Source organism: Clostridium sp. E02 (genome assembly GCF_003833015.1).
Lineage (GTDB): Bacteria > Bacillota > Clostridia > Lachnospirales > Lachnospiraceae > Lacrimispora.
The window spans coordinates 127,803-145,594 of sequence record NZ_RJLQ01000009.1 but is presented as its reverse complement, the minus strand read 5'-3'; the positions used below and the strand labels follow the sequence as shown (position 1 = coordinate 145,594).

The window sequence follows — 17,792 nt, the reverse complement described above, 5'->3', positions numbered from 1 at the left end:
ATGGTCCTCTGTTACGGATTCTAGTATGAAGTATTAAGAACATCAAATAAAATCAAGGAGGTTCACACAATGAACGAAATTATTAAGAATATCGAAGCAGCACAGTTAAAGCAGTCCGTACCGGAGTTTCATGTTGGAGATACTGTTAAAGTATACAACAAGATCAAAGAGGGAACTCGTGAAAGAATTCAGATTTTCGAAGGAACTGTTATGAAAAGACAGAATGGTAGTTCCAGAGAAACATTTACAGTTAGAAAGAATTCCAACGGCATTGGCGTAGAAAAAACCTGGCCACTTCACTCCCCTTCTGTAGACAACATTGAAGTTGTTAGAAAGGGTAAAGTAAGAAGAGCAAAACTCAATTACTTAAGAGATAGAGTCGGTAAAGCAGCTAAGGTTAAAGAATTGGTAAGATAATTAAGGAACAGATGAGGGGGACAATGTAAATTGTCCCTTTCTTTAGTAGGTGGGTGTTAATTATGGATTTTTATCACAGTGAGGATAATAACAAACTCCGCCATGTTGTCAACTGGATCGTTGACATTGTAGTAGTGATTGCATTCGCATGGTTTCTGGTCTATGCTTATGGAACACAGATTGTGGTTTCGGGTCATTCCATGCTTCCACTACTTGCATCAGATGATGTGGTTTTGATGAACCGACTTTCCTATGATTTCGGTCATCCGGACCGATTTGATGTAGTTGTATTTCAAAGAGATGACCAGAAGATGAATGTAAAGCGTGTCATTGGTTTGCCAGGGGAGACCCTGCAGATAAAAAATGATGACATCTACATGAATGGCGTAAAATTACAGCAGCCGGCTGGTCTTGGCCGGGTTTCTCTTGCTGGACTGGCAGAAAAACCAGTAAAGCTTGGGGAGGATGAATATTTCCTTTTAGGAGATAATAGAGACAGCAGCGAAGACAGCCGTTTTTCCAATATTGGTAATGTAAGCGGAAGTCAGATCAAGGGAAAAGTTTGGTTTCGAATGCTCCCTGTAGGTAAGATAGAATTAATTCGTTCGAAGTAGAGGAATGTTTATGAATATACAATGGTATCCAGGTCATATGACCAAAGCAAAAAGAGCGATGAAAGAAGATATCAAATTAATTGATTTGATTATCGAGTTGGTTGATGCAAGAGTTCCATTAAGTAGTCGAAATCCTGATATTGATGATTTGGGAGCTGGTAAGGCTCGCATGGTATTGCTAAACAAATCGGATCTTGCAGACGAACGTTACAATAAAGCATGGGCTACCTATTTTGAAGAAAAGGGATATCATGTATTAAAAGTGAATTCCAAAAGCGGAGCTGGCCTAAAACAAATCAACGGTGTTGTACAGGTAGCGTGTAAAGAAAAGATAGATCGGGACAAACGAAAGGGAATACTGAACCGACCGGTCCGCGCAATGGTAGTTGGAATTCCGAATGTAGGAAAATCTACGTTTATTAATTCTTTTGCTGGGAAAGCATGTACAAAGACCGGGAATAAGCCAGGAGTAACCAAGGGGAATCAGTGGATTAGACTGAACAAAAGTTTGGAACTGCTTGATACTCCAGGTATTTTATGGCCTCGGTTTGAGGATCAGAAAGTAGGGATTCGTCTCGCTTTAATTGGTTCAATTAATGATCAGATATTAGATAAAGATGAACTTGCTATGGAACTGATCCGGTTTATGACAGGAAAATATAAAGAGGTTCTCGCAGAGCGTTATGAGATTCAGACAGAAGATGCGCTGGAGATGTTGAAGCAAGTTGCGAGGGTTCGGTCTTGCCTGGCAAAGGGTGGAGAACTGGATCTGGCTAAGGCCTCCAATCTGCTGATTGACGATTTTAGAAACGGAAAACTTGGTCGAATGACTATGGAGTTTCCAGATCGATAATATAAGAGCAGGCTCTTCGAGTAGGGGCCTGTTTTTCATTACATACAGGAGCTAAGAATGAGAAAATTAACAGAAGAAAAATTGATTGAGGAACGTAAACGGCTGGAATTGATGAAAGAATTTGAACTTGGTTATGAGGAGCATATCCGTATCTGTGGAATTGATGAGGCGGGACGAGGACCTCTTGCCGGTCCGGTAGTGGCAGGAGCTGTAATACTGCCAGTTAATTGTGAAATTCTTTTCCTTAATGACTCCAAAAAGGTGTCAGAGAAACGGAGAGAGGCACTTTATAAAGAGGTGGCGGAAAAAGCAGTGTCATATGGGGTTGGGATTGTTAATCCTGGTATGATTGATGAGATCAACATACTACAAGCGACCTACGAGGCTATGAGACAAGCGATAACAAAATTAGAGATCAAACCAGATGTATTGTTAAATGATGCGGTCCGTATCCCCAATGTGGACATGGAACAGATCCCCATCGTAAAAGGGGATGCAAGGAGTGTTTCTATAGCCGCAGCTAGCATCATGGCGAAAGTGACAAGAGATCACATGATGATAGAATATGATAAATTGTATCCGCAATATGGTTTTGCAAAACATAAGGGATATGGGACGCCAGCTCATATTGCTGCTTTAAAAGAGTATGGTCCTTGTCCAATTCACCGAAAAACGTTTATTAAAAAATTCGTATAAGAGGGATCTTATGAATACTAGGGAAATCGGTAGTACGTATGAATCACTTGCCGCCTCTTTTCTAAAACAGGCAGGTTATGATATATTGGAACAAAATTACAGGGATCGATCAGGTGAAATTGATCTCATTGCAAACGATGGAAAATACTATGTATTTATAGAAGTGAAATACAGGGCAAATGGAAAAAAAGGAGACCCTGCAGAAGCAGTGGATGCGAAAAAACAGTTCAAGATCAGGAATATGGCAAGAAGATATTTATATCGGCATCATCTGGAAGAGGATACCCCCTGTCGATTTGATGTGGTAGCAATATTAGGCCAGGATGTTCGGCTCATACAAAATGCGTTTTAATTGGAGGTGTCAGATTGACAGAGATTTGGAAACGTAAGAATAAGAATGCAGGTTTAACCTATTTGACCTCAGAAGGGGTTCCCTATCTGTCTTTTCCATTATTGAAAAAAACAGGTTTGGTAAAACATGGTTTTTCTACCCGAATGGGGGGAGTCAGTGAAGGTAAATTTGCAACCATGAACTTTGCATTTACAACCGGAGACAACAAAGAACATGTGATGGAAAATTATCGCCGGATGGGGCGTGCCCTTTGTGTATCCCCAGAGAAGATGGTTTTGTCCTATCAGTCTCATACCACGAACCTCTTAACTGTAACAGCAGAAGATATCGGGAAGGGGATTACAAGAGAACGGGATTATAGGGATGTCGATGGTTTAATTACCAATATTCCAGGGATCACGTTAGTGACATTTTATGCAGATTGTGTTCCTCTTTACTTTTTGGACCCAGTACATAAAGTGATTGCACTCAGTCATTCCGGATGGCGGGGAACGGTAAATCGAATGGGTGAAAAGACCATAGAGAGAATGAAGAAAGAATTTGGATCAAAGGCTCAGGATATCATAGCCTGCATTGGCCCAAGTATTTGCGGCACTTGCTATGAGGTAGGAGAAGAGGTCGCTGGGGAATTTGAAAAATCATTTGATCCCAAATACTTAAAAGATATCCTTACGGGGAAAGAGAATGGAAAATTTCTTCTGGATCTTTGGAAGGTGAATGAGATTATCCTGTTGGAAGCAGGAGTGAAAACGGAAAACATTCAGGTTACAGATATCTGCACTCATTGCAATTCGAACTATTTATTTTCTCATCGAACTATGGGAAAGGAGAGAGGCAATCTAGCTGCATTCTTATCATTAAAATAATTACAGCAAAAACACCCTGAGGCTTATTCGATTCATACCGAAAAATCCTCAGGGTTGTTCTTTGGAACGTATTCGTATTACTTTATTTCATGATAATTTTTTAATACCTTCTGAATCTTTTCTGTGGTAGAAAGAGCGGTACTGATAGAAACATCATGGTTTAAAGAGTTAACGACTGCGGCAATGTATTTGCTGATATCAGCTTCTACATACCATTTACGGCTCAGTAATTCCACTGGACGGTAATTTAAATTGGTCGTAACGACACAGTCAAAATATTCTTTGTCGTAGTATTCATCAAACTTGTCCAAACCGCTGGTAAATAAACCAAACGTACAGCAGATGATTACTTTAGATGCTTTCCGGTTTTTTAGCTCTTTGGCGGTATCTAGCATGCTTTCTCCTGAAGAAATCATATCATCTACGATAAGAACGGTTTTGCCCTCTACGGAAGCACCTAAAAACTGATGATCAACGATTGGGTTACGTCCACCAACCACTTTTGAATAATCACGTCTCTTGTAAAACATACCCATATCCACGCTTAGATTGTTTGCCAGATAGACAGCGCGATCCATTGCACCTTCATCGGGGCTGATAACCATCATATGCTCTTTATCAATCACTAATTCTGGGTATCTTTTTAACACAGCTTTAATGAACTGGTACGTTGGCATGAAATTATCAAATCCACTTAAAGGAATGGCGTTTTGAACTCTTGGGTCATGAGCGTCAAAGGTGATGATGTTGCTTACTCCCATACCAACAAGTTCTTCTAACGCCATAGCACAATCCAGTGATTCTCTTTTCGTTCTCTTATGCTGACGGCTCTCATACAAGAATGGCATAATTACGCTGACCCTGTGAGCGGTTGCGCAGCATGCACCGAGAATTCGCTTTAAATCCTGGAAATGATCATCGGGAGACATGTGGTTCGTATAACCATTGACTGTATAGGAAATACTGTAATTCGTGACATCCACCATGGTAAACACATCTGTACCACGTACAGATTCATTGATAACACCCTTTGCTTCTCCGCTTCCAAAACGGGGGCAGTCACAACTGAGAAGATAAGAATCAATATCGTAACCCCGGTAGTGAAGATCCGCTTCCCGGCGTTTTAATTCTTCGATGTCGTTTCTACGAAAACCGACAATATGGTCATTTACCTTCTTGGCCAATCCCTGGCAGCTTTCTAATGCTGCGATTTTTAAGGGTGCTAAAGGTAATTGGTCGTTAAATACATAATCATTTGCCATGACAAAGATTCCTCCATAATAAATGAACAGCCAGCCGTAAGACTGCCTGTTTTATAATCTTACACCTTTTTATACCATTGAATTGAGGAATACGTCAATAGCCTTTGGCATATTTCCAATAAAAAAACAAAAAAGGGTTCCTTTACAAAGAGAGGCAATCTTGATATTATAGATAAGATAGTGACAGAAAGGTAAAAAAAAATGAGCAAAAGAGGACATATCATTAAAGAAGTCGATCTGGGTTCGATTGCAGAAGAACTGGAATTAGAACCAGGAGATATCGTGCTTTCCATTGACGGACATGAGTTAGAAGACATCTTTGATTACGAATATTATGTGAATAGTGAATCCATTCTTATGTTAGTGAGAAAAAAGAACGGGGAAGAATGGGAACTTGAAATAGAAAATCAATACGAAGAGATTGGATTAACATTTGAAAATGGACTGATGAGTGACTACCGGACTTGCCGTAACAAATGTATTTTTTGCTTTATTGATCAGATGCCACCTGGTATGAGGGATACCCTTTATTTTAAAGATGATGACTCCAGACTTTCATTTTTACAGGGAAACTATGTTACACTGACCAATATGAGTGATCATGACATTGAAAGAATTATAAAATTTAAGCTGGCACCGATTAATATATCCGTCCATACAACCAATCCAGAACTGCGATGTGAAATGCTTCATAACCGGTTTGCAGGAAAATCTTTGGAAAAGATTCGTCAATTATATGAGGCACAAATCCCCATGAATGGACAGATTGTTTTGTGCAAAGGAATCAATGACGGGAATGAATTGGAACGGACGATTAAGGATCTATCTGGATACATTCCATATATGGAGAGTGTGTCAGTGGTACCCGCAGGGATGTCAAAGTATCGGGACGGACTGCACCCATTGGAAGCGGTAAAAAAGGAAGACGCAATCCGTGTTTTGGAGACCGTGGAGAAGTGGCAGAAAAAGCTGTACCAGGAACATGGGAGCCATTTTATACATGCCAGTGATGAGTTTTATATTCTGGCAGAACGCACGCTTCCGGAAGAGGAACGTTATGATGGATACATCCAGTTAGAGAATGGAGTAGGCATGGTTCGTCTTATGGAAGAAGAAGTTAAGAATTTTATGGAGAAGATGACAGGGGATGAAAAAGAGGAAGAAATATCGGTTGCTACTGGAAAGTTAGCAGCCCCGTATTTAAATAAATATGCGGAGATGATTCAAAAGAAATTCCCAGGAAGAAAAATCCATGTTTATCCCATCAAGAATGTTTTCTTTGGGGAACATATTACAGTTGCGGGTTTGATTACCGGGCAGGATTTGATGACTCAGTTAAAAGGCCAATCCCTTGGGAAGCGTTTATTGCTGCCAGAATGTATGTTTCGGAGTGGGGAAGAAGTATTTCTTGATGATCTGACTCGACAAGATATACAAAATGCTTTACATGTTCAGGTAGATATTGTAAAATCAAGCGGTCAGGATTTTGTGAAAGCGGTATTAGGGCAGGTAGAGAAGAATGAGACTTCTTATGAAGGATATGAATTAAAGGAGATATATTATGAGTAAACCAGTAGTTGCGATTGTAGGGCGCCCCAATGTGGGCAAATCTACGTTATTTAATGTTTTAGCCGGTGAAACTATATCAATTGTAAAAGATACACCGGGAGTAACCAGAGATCGGATCTATGCCGATTGTACTTGGTTAAATATGAATTTTACTTTGATTGATACAGGTGGAATCGAACCTGATAGCAGTGATATTATTTTATCCCAGATGCGTGAACAGGCGGAGATTGCCATTGCAACCGCAGATGTAATCGTTTTTATCGTGGATGTGCGTCAAGGTATGGTGGATGCAGATTCTAAAGTAGCTGATATATTGCGGAAATCACGGAAACCTGTAATTTTAGCCGTGAATAAGGTAGATAGTTTTCAAAAGTTAGGGAATGATATCTATGAATTTTATAATCTAGGAATCGGTGATCCGGTAGCAGTTTCAGCAGCATCAAGACTGGGACTTGGGGAACTTCTTGATGAGATTACAAAACATTTTAATACAGAACAGTTGGAAGAGGAAGAAGATGACCGTCCAAGGATTGCCATCGTAGGAAAACCAAATGTAGGAAAATCCTCTATTATTAATAAGCTATTGGGCGAAAATCGTGTTATTGTTTCTGATATTGCAGGAACAACCAGAGATTCAGTGGATACTGACATCGTTTATAACAATACAGAATATGTATTTATTGATACGGCAGGTATACGTAGAAAAAGCAAAATCAAAGAAGAACTGGAACGTTATAGCATTATCCGTACCGTTACTGCGGTTGAACGTGCCGACGTGGTGGTTGTGGTTATTGATGCAGAAGAAGGCGTTACCGAACAGGATGCTAAAATTGCAGGAATCGCCCATGACCGGGGAAAGGGAATTATTGTTGCCGTTAATAAATGGGATGCCATTGAAAAGAATGACAAAACCATATATGAGTATACCAATAAAATCAAAAACACCTTATCCTTTATGACATATGCCGAATTTGTCTTTATATCTGCGCAGACAGGTCAGAGACTGAATAAGATGTTTGAGCTCATTGATATGGTTCGGGAGAATCAGACAATGCGTGTAGCAACTGGAGTTTTGAATGAAATTATGACCGAAGCAGTAGCACTTCAGCAGCCACCTTCAGATAAAGGAAAGCGATTAAGATTATATTATGTTACACAGGTTGCTGTAAAGCCGCCAACGTTTGTCATCTTTGTAAATGATAAGAGCCTGACTCATTTTTCTTATACCAGATATATCGAAAACAGGATTCGGGATGCCTTTGGATTCAAGGGAACCTCTCTTAAATTTATATATAGAGAAAGAAGTGGAAAGGAACAGTAATATGGAACGTATCATTTGTCTGATCGCCGGCTATTTATGCGGGCTGATACAATCAGGTTATTTTTATGGAAAAGTGCATAAAATTGATATCCGCAAACACGGGAGTGGAAATTCAGGAACGACCAATGCACTTCGAGTGATGGGACCAAAGGCAGGTGCAGTTGTTTTCTCTGGAGATTTTTTAAAAGCACTTCTTCCATGTCTGGCTGTTCGTGTTATTTTCAAACAACAGCCTGAGATGATTTATATTCTGATTTTATATACGGGGCTTGGCGTTATTTTAGGTCACAATTATCCATTCTATTTGAACTTTAAAGGAGGAAAGGGGATCGCTGCCACGGCAGGTCTCATCGTTGCTTCGGATTTGAGAATGACCCTCTTATGTATTGTGGCTTTTGTATTGATCGTACTAATTACCAGGTACGTATCCCTAGGCTCTCTTATTGTTGCTGTGATATTTTTTGCCTGGTTGTTTCTTTTTGCCAGAGCAGGGGCTTACGGGCTCATTCAGGAAGGACTGCCGGAATTCTACATGGTAGCAGCCATGATAAGTGGTCTGGCATTCTGGCGTCACAGAGCTAATATCATGAGACTTGTCCGTGGTGGGGAGAATAAAATATCATTTGGATCAGGAAAAAAATAAATTGAGGTGAAGGTAATGGCTAAAATTGGAATCATTGGATCTGGAAGCTGGGGAATCGCACTTGCAGTTCTTCTATATAATAATAACCATGAGGTAACGGTATGGTCAGCCCTTTCTGAGGAAATATGTGAAATGAAGCAGACACACAGGCATCATACACTCCCAGAATTGGTTCTTCCGGAAAATCTGATTTTCACGGATAAGCTGGAAGAAGCTATGGCTTTAAAAGACCTTTTAGTTACCGCAGTTCCCTCTGTATATGTACGTGAAACTGCAAAAAAGATGAAACCATATTGCCACAAGGACCAAGTGATTGTCAATGTGGCAAAAGGAATCGAAGATTCTAGTCTTTTGACTTTGTCTGAGATTCTTTGTGAGGAACTGCCTATGGCAGATGTGGCAGTCCTGTCTGGTCCGAGTCATGCGGAAGAAGTGAGTAAGGGGTTACCGACGACCTGTGTGGTAGGTGCCCGTACCAGAAAGACAGCTGAATGTATTCAAAGTATTTTTATGCATGAAACATTTCGCGTTTATACAAGTCCGGATATTCTGGGAATTGAACTTGGTTCCTCTTTAAAAAATGTCATCGCTTTGGCGGCTGGTATTGCAGATGGGCTGGGATATGGAGACAATACAAAAGCAGCACTGATCACCAGAGGAATTGCTGAAATATCCAGGCTTGGTACTGCAATGGGTGGGAAAATACAAACCTTCTGTGGATTATCAGGAATCGGGGATCTGATCGTAACCTGTGCAAGTATGCACAGCCGTAACCGGAGAGCTGGGATTTTAATCGGCCAGGGAATGACCATGGACGAGGCTGTGAAAGAAGTTAAAATGGTGGTTGAAGGAATTTATTCGGCCAAAGCCGCTCTGGCACTATCTGAAAAATACGAAGTTTCCATGCCTATCGTTACACAGGTAAATGCAGTATTATTCAGTGGTAAACCTGCTTTTGATGCGGTTAGAGATTTGATGCTGCGAGATAAGACGATTGAAAGTTCGGATCTACCCTGGCATGATTAAAGGCTTCACTTTATTTTTTTAATAAAATATAAAATTAGTTGACATTTTTAAAAAGCCATTCTATTATTAAGTCTATGTATATATAGTCAGAGGGACTGTATATATAAAAAAGTTTTATATGGAGGAATGGATTATGAAAAAAACTATGAAGAAGTTAGTAAGCCTTAGTTTAGCAGCAGCTATGGCAGTATCCCTGACCGCCTGTGGAAGCGGCAAAACTTCTGAGACCAAATCTGCTTCAAACGACACAAACGCAGAAGTGAACGAGGAGGGCAGTTTTAAAATTGGTGGAATCGGTCCAATTAGCGGAAGTACAGCTATTTATGGACAAGCTGTGAAAAACGGTGCAGAACTGGCTGTTGAAGAAATCAATGAAAATGGTGGAATCGCTGGTGTGAATATTGATTTCAACTTTCAGGATGATGAAAACGATACAGAAAAAGCGGTAAACGCATATAATACCTTAAAAGACTGGGGCATGCAGATGTTGGTCGGAACAGTTACTTCGGCTCCCTGTATCGCAGTTGGTTCTGAATCAAGCAACGACAATTTATTTCAATTGACCCCATCTGGTTCTGCGGTTGATTGTGCAAAGTTTGATAACCAGTTTAGAGTCTGTTTCTCAGATCCAAACCAAGGTGCTGCTTCTGCACAGTACATCGGTGAAAACAAACTGGCAACAAAGGTCGCTGTTATATATGACAGCTCCGACGTATACTCTTCCGGAATTCATGATAAATTTATTACGGAAGCACCCGCTCAAGGGATTGAAGTTGTATCAGATGAAGCATTTACAGTCGATAACAATACAAACTTCTCTGTACAACTTCAAAAAGCACAGGATTCTGGTGCCGAACTGGTATTTTTGCCGATCTACTATGCACAGGCTTCCTTAATTCTTGCTCAGGCAAAACAGATGGGATTTGAGACTCAGTTCTTTGGTTGTGATGGTCTTGATGGACTTTTGACCGTTGAGAACTTCGATATGTCTCTGGCAGAGAATGTTATGTTGTTGACCCCATTTGCTGCAGATGCATACGATGCAGTTTATGCCATTAAGGCAGGCGCTGAAAAAGCAGGAATTACTGCGGATATGGATGCTTCTAGTATCTGCGATTCATTAAAGACGGCGATGATTGAGATTTCTTTAAATGGTGTGACCGGAGAAAATATGAAGTGGACCGTAGAAGGAGAGCCGGATAAAGCTCCAAAAGCAATTAAGATCGTGAATGGTGTTTACACAGCAATGTAATATGACCCAATGGAGGGTCGTCTTAGAGACGACCCTCTTCTTTGTTATTACTATGGCTGGTTGATTTTTGTTTCTAACTGGCCGTTCCATTTGCAATTGCAGACGGAACTTTCTTAAAAAAGACGAATGAGGTGCGTTGGTATGATGAGTTTCATATCCTATTTTATTAATGGTTTAAGCCTTGGCAGTGTATATGCAATTATTGCTCTTGGTTATACCATGGTATATGGCATTGCCAAGATGCTTAATTTTGCTCATGGTGATGTGATTATGATCGGAGGATACGTGGTGTTCACAGTTGTCAGCACAATGGGATTAGGACCAGTTGCCGGCATACTACTTGCGGTTATCGTATGTACTGTTATGGGCATGGTCATAGAAGGAGTTGCTTATCGTCCTTTGCGTATGGCAAGTCCACTGGCAGTTTTGATTACAGCAATCGGTGTGAGCTACCTGCTTCAAAACATCGCACTGCTTGTTTTCGGTTCGAATCCAAAATCCTTTACATCCGTGGTTACAGTACCGGCTTTAAAACTGGCAGATGGTAAATTAACTATTTCCGGTGAAACTATTGTTACGATTATTAGCTGTGTCGTAATCATGATTGTTTTGACTACATTTATCAAAAAAACAAGAGCTGGACAGGCGATGCTTGCAGTATCAGAAGATAAAGGTGCCGCTCAGTTAATGGGAATTAATGTAGACGGTACCATTGCATTAACGTTTGCCATTGGTTCTGCACTGGCTGCCATTGCAGGAGCACTTCTTTGCTCCGCTTACCCAACGCTTACTCCTTACACAGGTGCCATGCCTGGAATCAAAGCATTTGTGGCGGCTGTATTTGGTGGAATTGGTTCCATCCCTGGAGCATTAATTGGCGGACTTTTGCTAGGCGTAATCGAAAATTTAAGTAAAGCGTATATATCATCCCAGCTTTCCGATGCCATTGTGTTTGCTGTTCTCATTGTTGTTCTTCTTGTAAAACCTACTGGCATTTTAGGTAAGAAGATTAACGAGAAAGTGTAGGTGAAGATATGGGAAAAATTGCAAATACAAAATTTCAGGTGAATAAGACACTAAAAAGCAATCTGATCACTTACGGGATTGTGGTCATTGCTTTTGTTTTGGTACAAAGTTTAATTGCAACTGGTCACGTGAGTAGTTTAATGAAGGGGCTTTTGGTTCCTCTGTGCATCTATTCGATTATGGCTATTTCGTTAAATCTTACGGTAGGAATCTTAGGGGAACTCAGCCTTGGTCATGCTGGATTTATGTGTGTAGGTGCATTTGCCAGTTCACTGTTTTCTGTTAGTATGCTGGATTCAATTCCCAATACGGGGATCCGTTTCTTTCTTGCAATCCTAATTGGAGCAGCAGCGGCAGCGGTGGCAGGAATGATCGTAGGAGTCCCGGTATTAAGACTTCGGGGAGATTATCTGGCGATTGTAACGCTTGCTTTTGGTGAGATTATCAAAAATGTAGTTAACGTTATATACGTTGGAAAAGATTCCGATGGAATCCATCTTTCTATGAAAAATGCCATGGCACTGAACATGGCAGACGATGGGAAGATAATATTAAATGGTGCTCAGGGCATCACAGGGACCCCTAAAAACTCTACGTTTGTAATTGGTGTAATTCTGACCATTTTGACTCTTATTATTGTCCTTAATTTGATTCATTCCAGATCTGGCCGGGCAATTATGTCTGTTCGAGACAATCGGATTGCAGCAGAATCCATTGGAATAAACATTACCAAATATAAACTTATGGCATTTACTATTTCTGCATCCTTAGCAGGTGTAGCGGGAGTCCTTTACTCCCATAATCTTTCAGCCCTTACGGCAACTCAAAAGAATTTTGGCTATAACCAGTCTATTATGATACTGGTATTCGTCGTTCTTGGAGGAATTGGAAATATCCGTGGTTCTATGATTGCAGCCGTGATTTTAACACTTCTTCCAGAGCTATTAAGAGGATTAAACGCATACCGAATGTTAATTTATGCCATTATTCTGATTGTCTTGATGATATTTAACTGGAGTCCCAAACTGATTGATTTCAGAAAACGGTATTTTCATAAAAGCAGGGCAGAAAGAAAGAGGGTATAAATATGGCATTACTGGAAATTAAAAATCTCGGAATCTCATTTGGTGGCCTACGCGCTGTTGATGATTTCAGTATTACCATTAAAAAAGGACAGCTTTACGGGCTTATTGGACCCAATGGTGCAGGGAAGACGACGATTTTTAACCTTTTAACGGGTGTCTATAAACCGAATGCAGGAACTATTTTATTAGATGGTGTTACAATCACAGGGAAAAAGACAGTAGAGATTAACAACGCAGGAATTGCAAGAACATTTCAGAACATCAGGCTGTTTAAAGAACTGACTGTTCTAGATAACGTAAAAACGGGTCTTCATAACCGCTATTCTTATGGAACAATTTCCGGAATCCTTCGTCTTCCAAAGTTTTTTGAAGTGGAAAAACAGATGGATGAAAAGGCGGAAGAACTATTACGTGTGTTTGATCTAGAGTCAGAGAAGAATACACTTGCAGCGAATCTGCCTTATGGAAAACAGCGTAAATTGGAGATAGCCCGTGCACTTGCCACTGGACCGAAACTGCTCCTTTTAGACGAGCCAGCTGCAGGAATGAATCCCAATGAAACCACAGAACTTATGGATACTATACGTTTTGTACGAGATACATTTGATATGACGATTTTATTAATTGAACATGACATGAAGCTTGTCTCCGGTATCTGCGAACGACTGACCGTATTAAATTTTGGTCAGGTTCTTGCCCAGGGAGAAACAGCGGATGTACTGAATGATCCGGAAGTCATCAAGGCATATCTGGGAGAATAAGGAGGCTTTAAACATGGCAATACTTGAAGTGAAAAATCTGGAAGTATATTATGGCGTGATTAAAGCGCTAAAAGATATTTCCTTTGAAGTGAAAGAAGGCGAGATCGTCGCTTTGATCGGTGCCAATGGCGCAGGTAAAACTACCACCCTCCATACCATAACTGGTCTTATAAAAGCGGCTTCCGGAAAGATACAATTTGATGGACGCGACATTACAAAGATTCGTGGAGATAAAATCGTGGGACTTGGAATGGCACATGTTCCGGAAGGTAGAAGGGTTTTCTCCTCATTAAGCGTATATGAGAATTTAAGACTAGGTGCCTACACACGACGAGACAAGAATGAAATCGAGGAAACGCTCCAGATGATCTATAAACGGTTCCCTCGTCTGTTAGAGAGAAAGAACCAGCCGGCAGGGACTTTGAGCGGTGGAGAGCAACAGATGCTTGCTATGGGGCGTGCTTTAATGAGTCATCCCAAGGTGATTGTACTTGACGAACCTTCCATGGGTCTATCCCCAATCTATGTAAATGAAATTTTTGATATCATCAAAGAAGTCAACAAAACAGGAACCACTGTACTACTGGTAGAACAGAATGCAAAAAAAGCATTGTCTATTGCAAACAGGGCTTATGTTCTGGAAACAGGATCTATCGTATTAAGTGGTGATGCGAAAGAGTTGATGAATGATGATTCTGTGAAAAAAGCTTATTTAAGTGAATAATGATATTCAGTCAGGATGTTACAGTTAAAAAAACTGTAACATCCTTTTCTTTTCTTTAGTGATTTTACTTTGTAAAGGGGACGAAATTATTAGAACCAATCAGGACAACGATATAAGCATAACAATGGGAATCACAAGAAAAGGTAATATTCCCTTCTCCTTTGCATATAGTGTAACAGCACAGAAGGGGGAATCTTTATGGACAATTATAACGTATACAATGATATCAAAGCCCGAACCAACGGAGAAATCTACATAGGAGTAGTCGGCCCTGTAAGAACCGGAAAATCTACATTTATCAAGCGATTTATGGAATTAATGGTTCTGCCGGGAATGGAAGATGAACATCAGAAAACTCAAACCAGGGACGAACTGCCCCAAAGCGCGGCAGGAAAAACAATTATGACAACAGAGCCTAAATTCATCCCAAAAGAAGCAGCCACCATAAAACTAGGGAATGAAATTGAGACAAAAGTTCGTCTGATTGATTGCGTTGGTTTTATGGTTGATGGAGCCGCTGGTCATATTGAAAATGACGAAGAACGACTCGTAAAAACACCCTGGTTCGATTATGAAATCCCATTTACAAAAGCGGCAGAAATCGGAACGAGAAAAGTAATCAACGATCATTCCACCATAGGGGTAGTGATCACCTCAGACGGTTCATTCGGTGAACTAAAACGTCAAAACTACATAGCTGCCGAAGAACGTACCATCCAAGAGTTAAAAAATCTGGGAAAACCGTTTCTTCTTCTGCTAAACTCTTCCAAACCATTTTCCGAAGAAACGACGGAACTTTCAAAAGAACTGAGCGAAAAATATGGAGTGACTGTCTTGCCTGTTAACTGCGAGCAATTAAAAAAAGAAGATGTAACTCATATTTTAGAACGTGTCTTAAAAGAGTTCCCTGTAACAGAAGTGGATTTTTTCATTCCAAAGTGGCTGGAAATTCTTCCGGCAACCCATTGGTTAAAATCCCAGGTTATTCAGGTAGCTAAGGATATGGTGAAAAAAGTAACACACATGAAAGATGTATCGTCAGATCTATATGACGGTGAAGTAGAGAGCGTTCATTCCGTCAAAGTCCAAAATCTGAATATGGCTGACGGCAGTGTGTCCATGGGTATGGATGTGGATGACAGTTTTTATTATCAGATTCTAAGTGATTATGTGGGAATCCCCATAGAAGGGGAGTATCAGCTGATGCAGACTTTAAGTGAACTGGCAAAGATGAAGGCGGAGTATGAAAAAGTCAATCAGGCCATGAGCCAGGTTCGATTAAAAGGATTTGGAGTCGTGACACCAGAACGGTCAGAAATTATGCTAGACGAACCGGAAGTAATCAAACATGGAAACAAATATGGTGTAAAAATGCGTGCGGAAGCTCCTTCCATTAATTTGATCAAAGCACATATCCAGACGGAAATTGCCCCTATTGTAGGAAGCGAGCAACAGGCAGAAGATCTGATTGCCTATATCAAAGAAAATGCCAGAGATAGCGAAGAAGGAATTTGGAATACGAATATATTTGGAAAATCCATTGAACAAATTGTGGAAGATGGAATTCAAGCAAAAGTATCGCAATTAACGGAAGATTGTCAGATGAAACTACAAGATACCCTCCAAAAAATCATTAACGATAGTAATGGTGGTATGATTTGCATTATTATCTAAATTAATGGTATAATAAGAAAAATCAGATACTAAAGGAGGGCTTATATGAAATTGATGTTCATTGGAGCAGCCCACGAGGTTACTGGAAGCTGTCATTATCTGGAAGCGGAGGGCTTAAAAATCCTAGTGGACTGTGGAATGGAGCAGGGGATTGACAAATTCGAAAATTCAGATCTCCCAGTCAGTTATGCGCAAATTGATTACGTATTACTCACGCATGCACATATTGATCATGCAGGATTGCTCCCTTTTATATATGCCAGAGGCTTCAGAGGACAGGTGATTTCAACCGAGGCAACCGCTGACCTGTGTAAAATTATGCTAAAGGACAGTGCTCATATTCAGGAATCTGAAACAGAGTGGAGAAATAGGAAGGCAAGACGTGCAGGTATCCCAGAGGAAGAGCCCTTATATGGAATCGATGATGCCATGGGTGTACTGGAATTATTTCACTCCTTTGACTATAATGAAAAGGTAGAACTAGAAGATGGCCTAACGATAAGGTTTATTGATGTAGGGCATCTTCTTGGTTCATCCTCCATAGAAGTATGGGTCAAAGAACTTAACTGTGATAGAAAGATTGTATTCTCCGGAGACATTGGCAATCAGAACAAACCTCTCATTCGTGATCCACAATACATAAAAGATGCGGATTATGTAGTGATGGAGTGTACCTATGGTGACCGGTTACATGGAGCCATCCCGGATCATGTTTCTGTTCTGGCAGATATAGTTCAAAAAGCCCTTGACCGAGGAGGTAATGTGGTGATTCCAGCGTTTGCGGTAGGCAGAACGCAAGAATTACTTTATATGTTTCGACGGCTTAAAGCAGAAAAATTAGTATCGGGACACGATGGATTTCTAGTATATGTCGACAGTCCTCTGGCAGTAGAAGCAACGCAGGTTTTTAAAGATAACCTGGCAGACTGCTACGATGAGGAGACCAAGAAGATGGTTATGGAAGGGATCAACCCCATTTCTTTCCAGGGATTGAAGCTATCCGTTACCAGTGAAGAATCCAAAAACATCAATTTTAATTCGAAACCGAAGGTGATTATATCGGCAGCGGGGATGTGCGATGCAGGTCGTATTCGACATCATTTAAAGCATAATCTTTGGCGGCCGGAGTGCACCATTGTCTTTACAGGCTATCAGTCTATAGGGACGCTTGGCAGAAGCCTGATTGAGGGAAACCAGGAAGTAAGGTTGTTTGGTGAGACCATTCAGGTAGAAGCTCATATAGAACAGATGGATGGGATGAGTTCCCATGCAGATATGGAAGGATTGATTGCCTGGTTGAATGCATTTGAAGAAAAGCCTCGTCAAGTATTTCTGGTCCATGGAGATAATCTGGTCTGCAAGTCCTTCGAAGAACTGCTTAAAAAAGATTATGGATACCGGGTGAATGCCCCCTATTCCGGATCCATCTATGATCTTAGTTTAGGCAGATGGTTAAAAGAAACGGAAGGAATTGAAGTCACCAGAGCACCTGTGACCGCTAAAAAACCTGTAGGTGTCTACGGAAGACTTTTTGCTGCCGGAGAAAGACTTTTACAGGTGATTCGCCACAACGAAGGAGGAGCCAATAAAGATCTTGCTAAATTTGCAGATCAAATTAATTCGTTATGTGATAAATGGGATAGATAAGGAG

The 17,792-nt window shown here is 40.6% G+C and carries 18 protein-coding genes; 17 read left to right on the top strand and 1 reads right to left on the bottom strand.

What is annotated here, in order from left to right; translation table 11 throughout:
• Positions 1–69: 69 nt before the first annotated feature.
• The 6 genes from rplS (at position 70) to pgeF (ending at position 3,798) form a co-directional block, all read left to right on the top strand.
• Positions 70–417, top strand: a complete 348-nt coding sequence (rplS, locus tag EFT72_RS08665) for a 50S ribosomal protein L19 (protein ID WP_124066515.1) — start codon at positions 70–72, stop codon at positions 415–417.
• 62 nt (positions 418–479) lie between these two features.
• A complete protein-coding gene (gene lepB, locus EFT72_RS08660) occupies positions 480–1,031 on the top strand; it encodes a signal peptidase I (protein ID WP_124066514.1) in 552 nt (183 codons plus the stop codon).
• Between the two features lie 10 nt (positions 1,032–1,041).
• The gene (ylqF, locus tag EFT72_RS08655) at positions 1,042–1,884 is read left to right on the top strand and encodes a ribosome biogenesis GTPase YlqF (protein ID WP_124066513.1); all 843 of its coding nucleotides are present in this window, start codon (positions 1,042–1,044) and stop codon (positions 1,882–1,884) included.
• A gap of 57 nt (positions 1,885–1,941) precedes the next feature.
• Complete coding sequence (locus EFT72_RS08650) at positions 1,942–2,580, top strand: ribonuclease HII (protein WP_124066512.1); 639 nt, start codon at positions 1,942–1,944, stop codon at positions 2,578–2,580.
• Positions 2,581–2,590: 10 nt separating this feature from the next.
• Positions 2,591–2,932: a YraN family protein gene (locus tag EFT72_RS08645; RefSeq protein ID WP_124066511.1), complete on the top strand. Its 342-nt coding sequence runs from the start codon at positions 2,591–2,593 to the stop codon at positions 2,930–2,932.
• A gap of 14 nt (positions 2,933–2,946) precedes the next feature.
• Positions 2,947–3,798 (top strand): peptidoglycan editing factor PgeF, encoded by an 852-nt coding sequence (gene pgeF / locus EFT72_RS08640; protein ID WP_243109975.1) that lies wholly within the window; start codon positions 2,947–2,949, stop codon positions 3,796–3,798.
• Between the two features lie 77 nt (positions 3,799–3,875).
• Here pgeF and EFT72_RS08635 read toward each other — a convergent pair whose 3' ends face one another.
• Complete coding sequence (locus EFT72_RS08635) at positions 3,876–5,060, bottom strand: ribose-phosphate pyrophosphokinase (RefSeq protein WP_124066510.1); 1,185 nt, start codon at positions 5,058–5,060, stop codon at positions 3,876–3,878.
• Between the two features lie 201 nt (positions 5,061–5,261).
• Between EFT72_RS08635 and EFT72_RS08630 the strand changes: the two genes are divergently transcribed.
• The 11 genes from EFT72_RS08630 (at position 5,262) to EFT72_RS08580 (ending at position 17,788) form a co-directional block, all read left to right on the top strand.
• A complete protein-coding gene (locus EFT72_RS08630; protein ID WP_124066509.1) occupies positions 5,262–6,629 on the top strand; it encodes a DUF512 domain-containing protein in 1,368 nt (455 codons plus the stop codon).
• Positions 6,622–7,950: a ribosome biogenesis GTPase Der gene (gene der / locus EFT72_RS08625; RefSeq protein WP_124066508.1), complete on the top strand. Its 1,329-nt coding sequence runs from the start codon at positions 6,622–6,624 to the stop codon at positions 7,948–7,950. The genes EFT72_RS08630 and der overlap by 8 nt, the downstream gene beginning before the upstream one ends.
• Position 7,951: 1 nt before the next feature.
• A complete protein-coding gene (plsY, locus tag EFT72_RS08620) occupies positions 7,952–8,593 on the top strand; it encodes a glycerol-3-phosphate 1-O-acyltransferase PlsY (RefSeq protein ID WP_124066507.1) in 642 nt (213 codons plus the stop codon).
• A 15-nt stretch (positions 8,594–8,608) separates the two neighbouring features.
• A complete protein-coding gene (locus tag EFT72_RS08615; protein WP_124066506.1) occupies positions 8,609–9,619 on the top strand; it encodes an NAD(P)H-dependent glycerol-3-phosphate dehydrogenase in 1,011 nt (336 codons plus the stop codon).
• 133 nt (positions 9,620–9,752) lie between these two features.
• Entirely contained in the window at positions 9,753–10,871 is a 1,119-nt protein-coding gene (locus EFT72_RS08610) for an ABC transporter substrate-binding protein (protein WP_124066505.1), read from the top strand.
• 144 nt (positions 10,872–11,015) lie between these two features.
• Positions 11,016–11,897 carry a branched-chain amino acid ABC transporter permease gene (locus EFT72_RS08605; RefSeq protein WP_124066545.1) on the top strand — a complete coding sequence of 294 codons (882 nt, stop codon included), beginning with the start codon at positions 11,016–11,018 and terminating at the stop codon, positions 11,895–11,897.
• A gap of 8 nt (positions 11,898–11,905) precedes the next feature.
• Entirely contained in the window at positions 11,906–12,982 is a 1,077-nt protein-coding gene (locus EFT72_RS08600) for a branched-chain amino acid ABC transporter permease (protein ID WP_124066504.1), read from the top strand.
• A gap of 2 nt (positions 12,983–12,984) precedes the next feature.
• Positions 12,985–13,743: an ABC transporter ATP-binding protein gene (locus EFT72_RS08595; RefSeq protein ID WP_124066503.1), complete on the top strand. Its 759-nt coding sequence runs from the start codon at positions 12,985–12,987 to the stop codon at positions 13,741–13,743.
• A 13-nt stretch (positions 13,744–13,756) separates the two neighbouring features.
• Positions 13,757–14,467: an ABC transporter ATP-binding protein gene (locus tag EFT72_RS08590; protein ID WP_124066502.1), complete on the top strand. Its 711-nt coding sequence runs from the start codon at positions 13,757–13,759 to the stop codon at positions 14,465–14,467.
• 198 nt (positions 14,468–14,665) lie between these two features.
• The gene (gene spoIVA / locus EFT72_RS08585; RefSeq protein WP_124066501.1) at positions 14,666–16,141 is read left to right on the top strand and encodes a stage IV sporulation protein A; all 1,476 of its coding nucleotides are present in this window, start codon (positions 14,666–14,668) and stop codon (positions 16,139–16,141) included.
• A gap of 45 nt (positions 16,142–16,186) precedes the next feature.
• Complete coding sequence (locus tag EFT72_RS08580; RefSeq protein ID WP_124066500.1) at positions 16,187–17,788, top strand: MBL fold metallo-hydrolase; 1,602 nt, start codon at positions 16,187–16,189, stop codon at positions 17,786–17,788.
• Positions 17,789–17,792: the final 4 nt, after the last annotated feature.

Coding starts and splice junctions, on each gene's coding strand:
- rplS (WP_124066515.1), top strand. CDS start 70: ATGAACGAAATTATTAAGAATATCGAAGCAGCACAGTTAAAGCAGTCC.
- lepB (WP_124066514.1), top strand. CDS start 480: ATGGATTTTTATCACAGTGAGGATAATAACAAACTCCGCCATGTTGTC.
- ylqF (WP_124066513.1), top strand. CDS start 1,042: ATGAATATACAATGGTATCCAGGTCATATGACCAAAGCAAAAAGAGCG.
- EFT72_RS08650 (WP_124066512.1), top strand. CDS start 1,942: ATGAGAAAATTAACAGAAGAAAAATTGATTGAGGAACGTAAACGGCTG.
- EFT72_RS08645 (WP_124066511.1), top strand. CDS start 2,591: ATGAATACTAGGGAAATCGGTAGTACGTATGAATCACTTGCCGCCTCT.
- EFT72_RS08635 (WP_124066510.1), bottom strand. CDS start 5,060: ATGGCAAATGATTATGTATTTAACGACCAATTACCTTTAGCACCCTTA.
- EFT72_RS08630 (WP_124066509.1), top strand. CDS start 5,262: ATGAGCAAAAGAGGACATATCATTAAAGAAGTCGATCTGGGTTCGATT.
- der (WP_124066508.1), top strand. CDS start 6,622: ATGAGTAAACCAGTAGTTGCGATTGTAGGGCGCCCCAATGTGGGCAAA.
- plsY (WP_124066507.1), top strand. CDS start 7,952: ATGGAACGTATCATTTGTCTGATCGCCGGCTATTTATGCGGGCTGATA.
- EFT72_RS08615 (WP_124066506.1), top strand. CDS start 8,609: ATGGCTAAAATTGGAATCATTGGATCTGGAAGCTGGGGAATCGCACTT.
- EFT72_RS08610 (WP_124066505.1), top strand. CDS start 9,753: ATGAAAAAAACTATGAAGAAGTTAGTAAGCCTTAGTTTAGCAGCAGCT.
- EFT72_RS08605 (WP_124066545.1), top strand. CDS start 11,016: ATGAGTTTCATATCCTATTTTATTAATGGTTTAAGCCTTGGCAGTGTA.
- EFT72_RS08600 (WP_124066504.1), top strand. CDS start 11,906: ATGGGAAAAATTGCAAATACAAAATTTCAGGTGAATAAGACACTAAAA.
- EFT72_RS08595 (WP_124066503.1), top strand. CDS start 12,985: ATGGCATTACTGGAAATTAAAAATCTCGGAATCTCATTTGGTGGCCTA.
- EFT72_RS08590 (WP_124066502.1), top strand. CDS start 13,757: ATGGCAATACTTGAAGTGAAAAATCTGGAAGTATATTATGGCGTGATT.
- spoIVA (WP_124066501.1), top strand. CDS start 14,666: ATGGACAATTATAACGTATACAATGATATCAAAGCCCGAACCAACGGA.
- EFT72_RS08580 (WP_124066500.1), top strand. CDS start 16,187: ATGAAATTGATGTTCATTGGAGCAGCCCACGAGGTTACTGGAAGCTGT.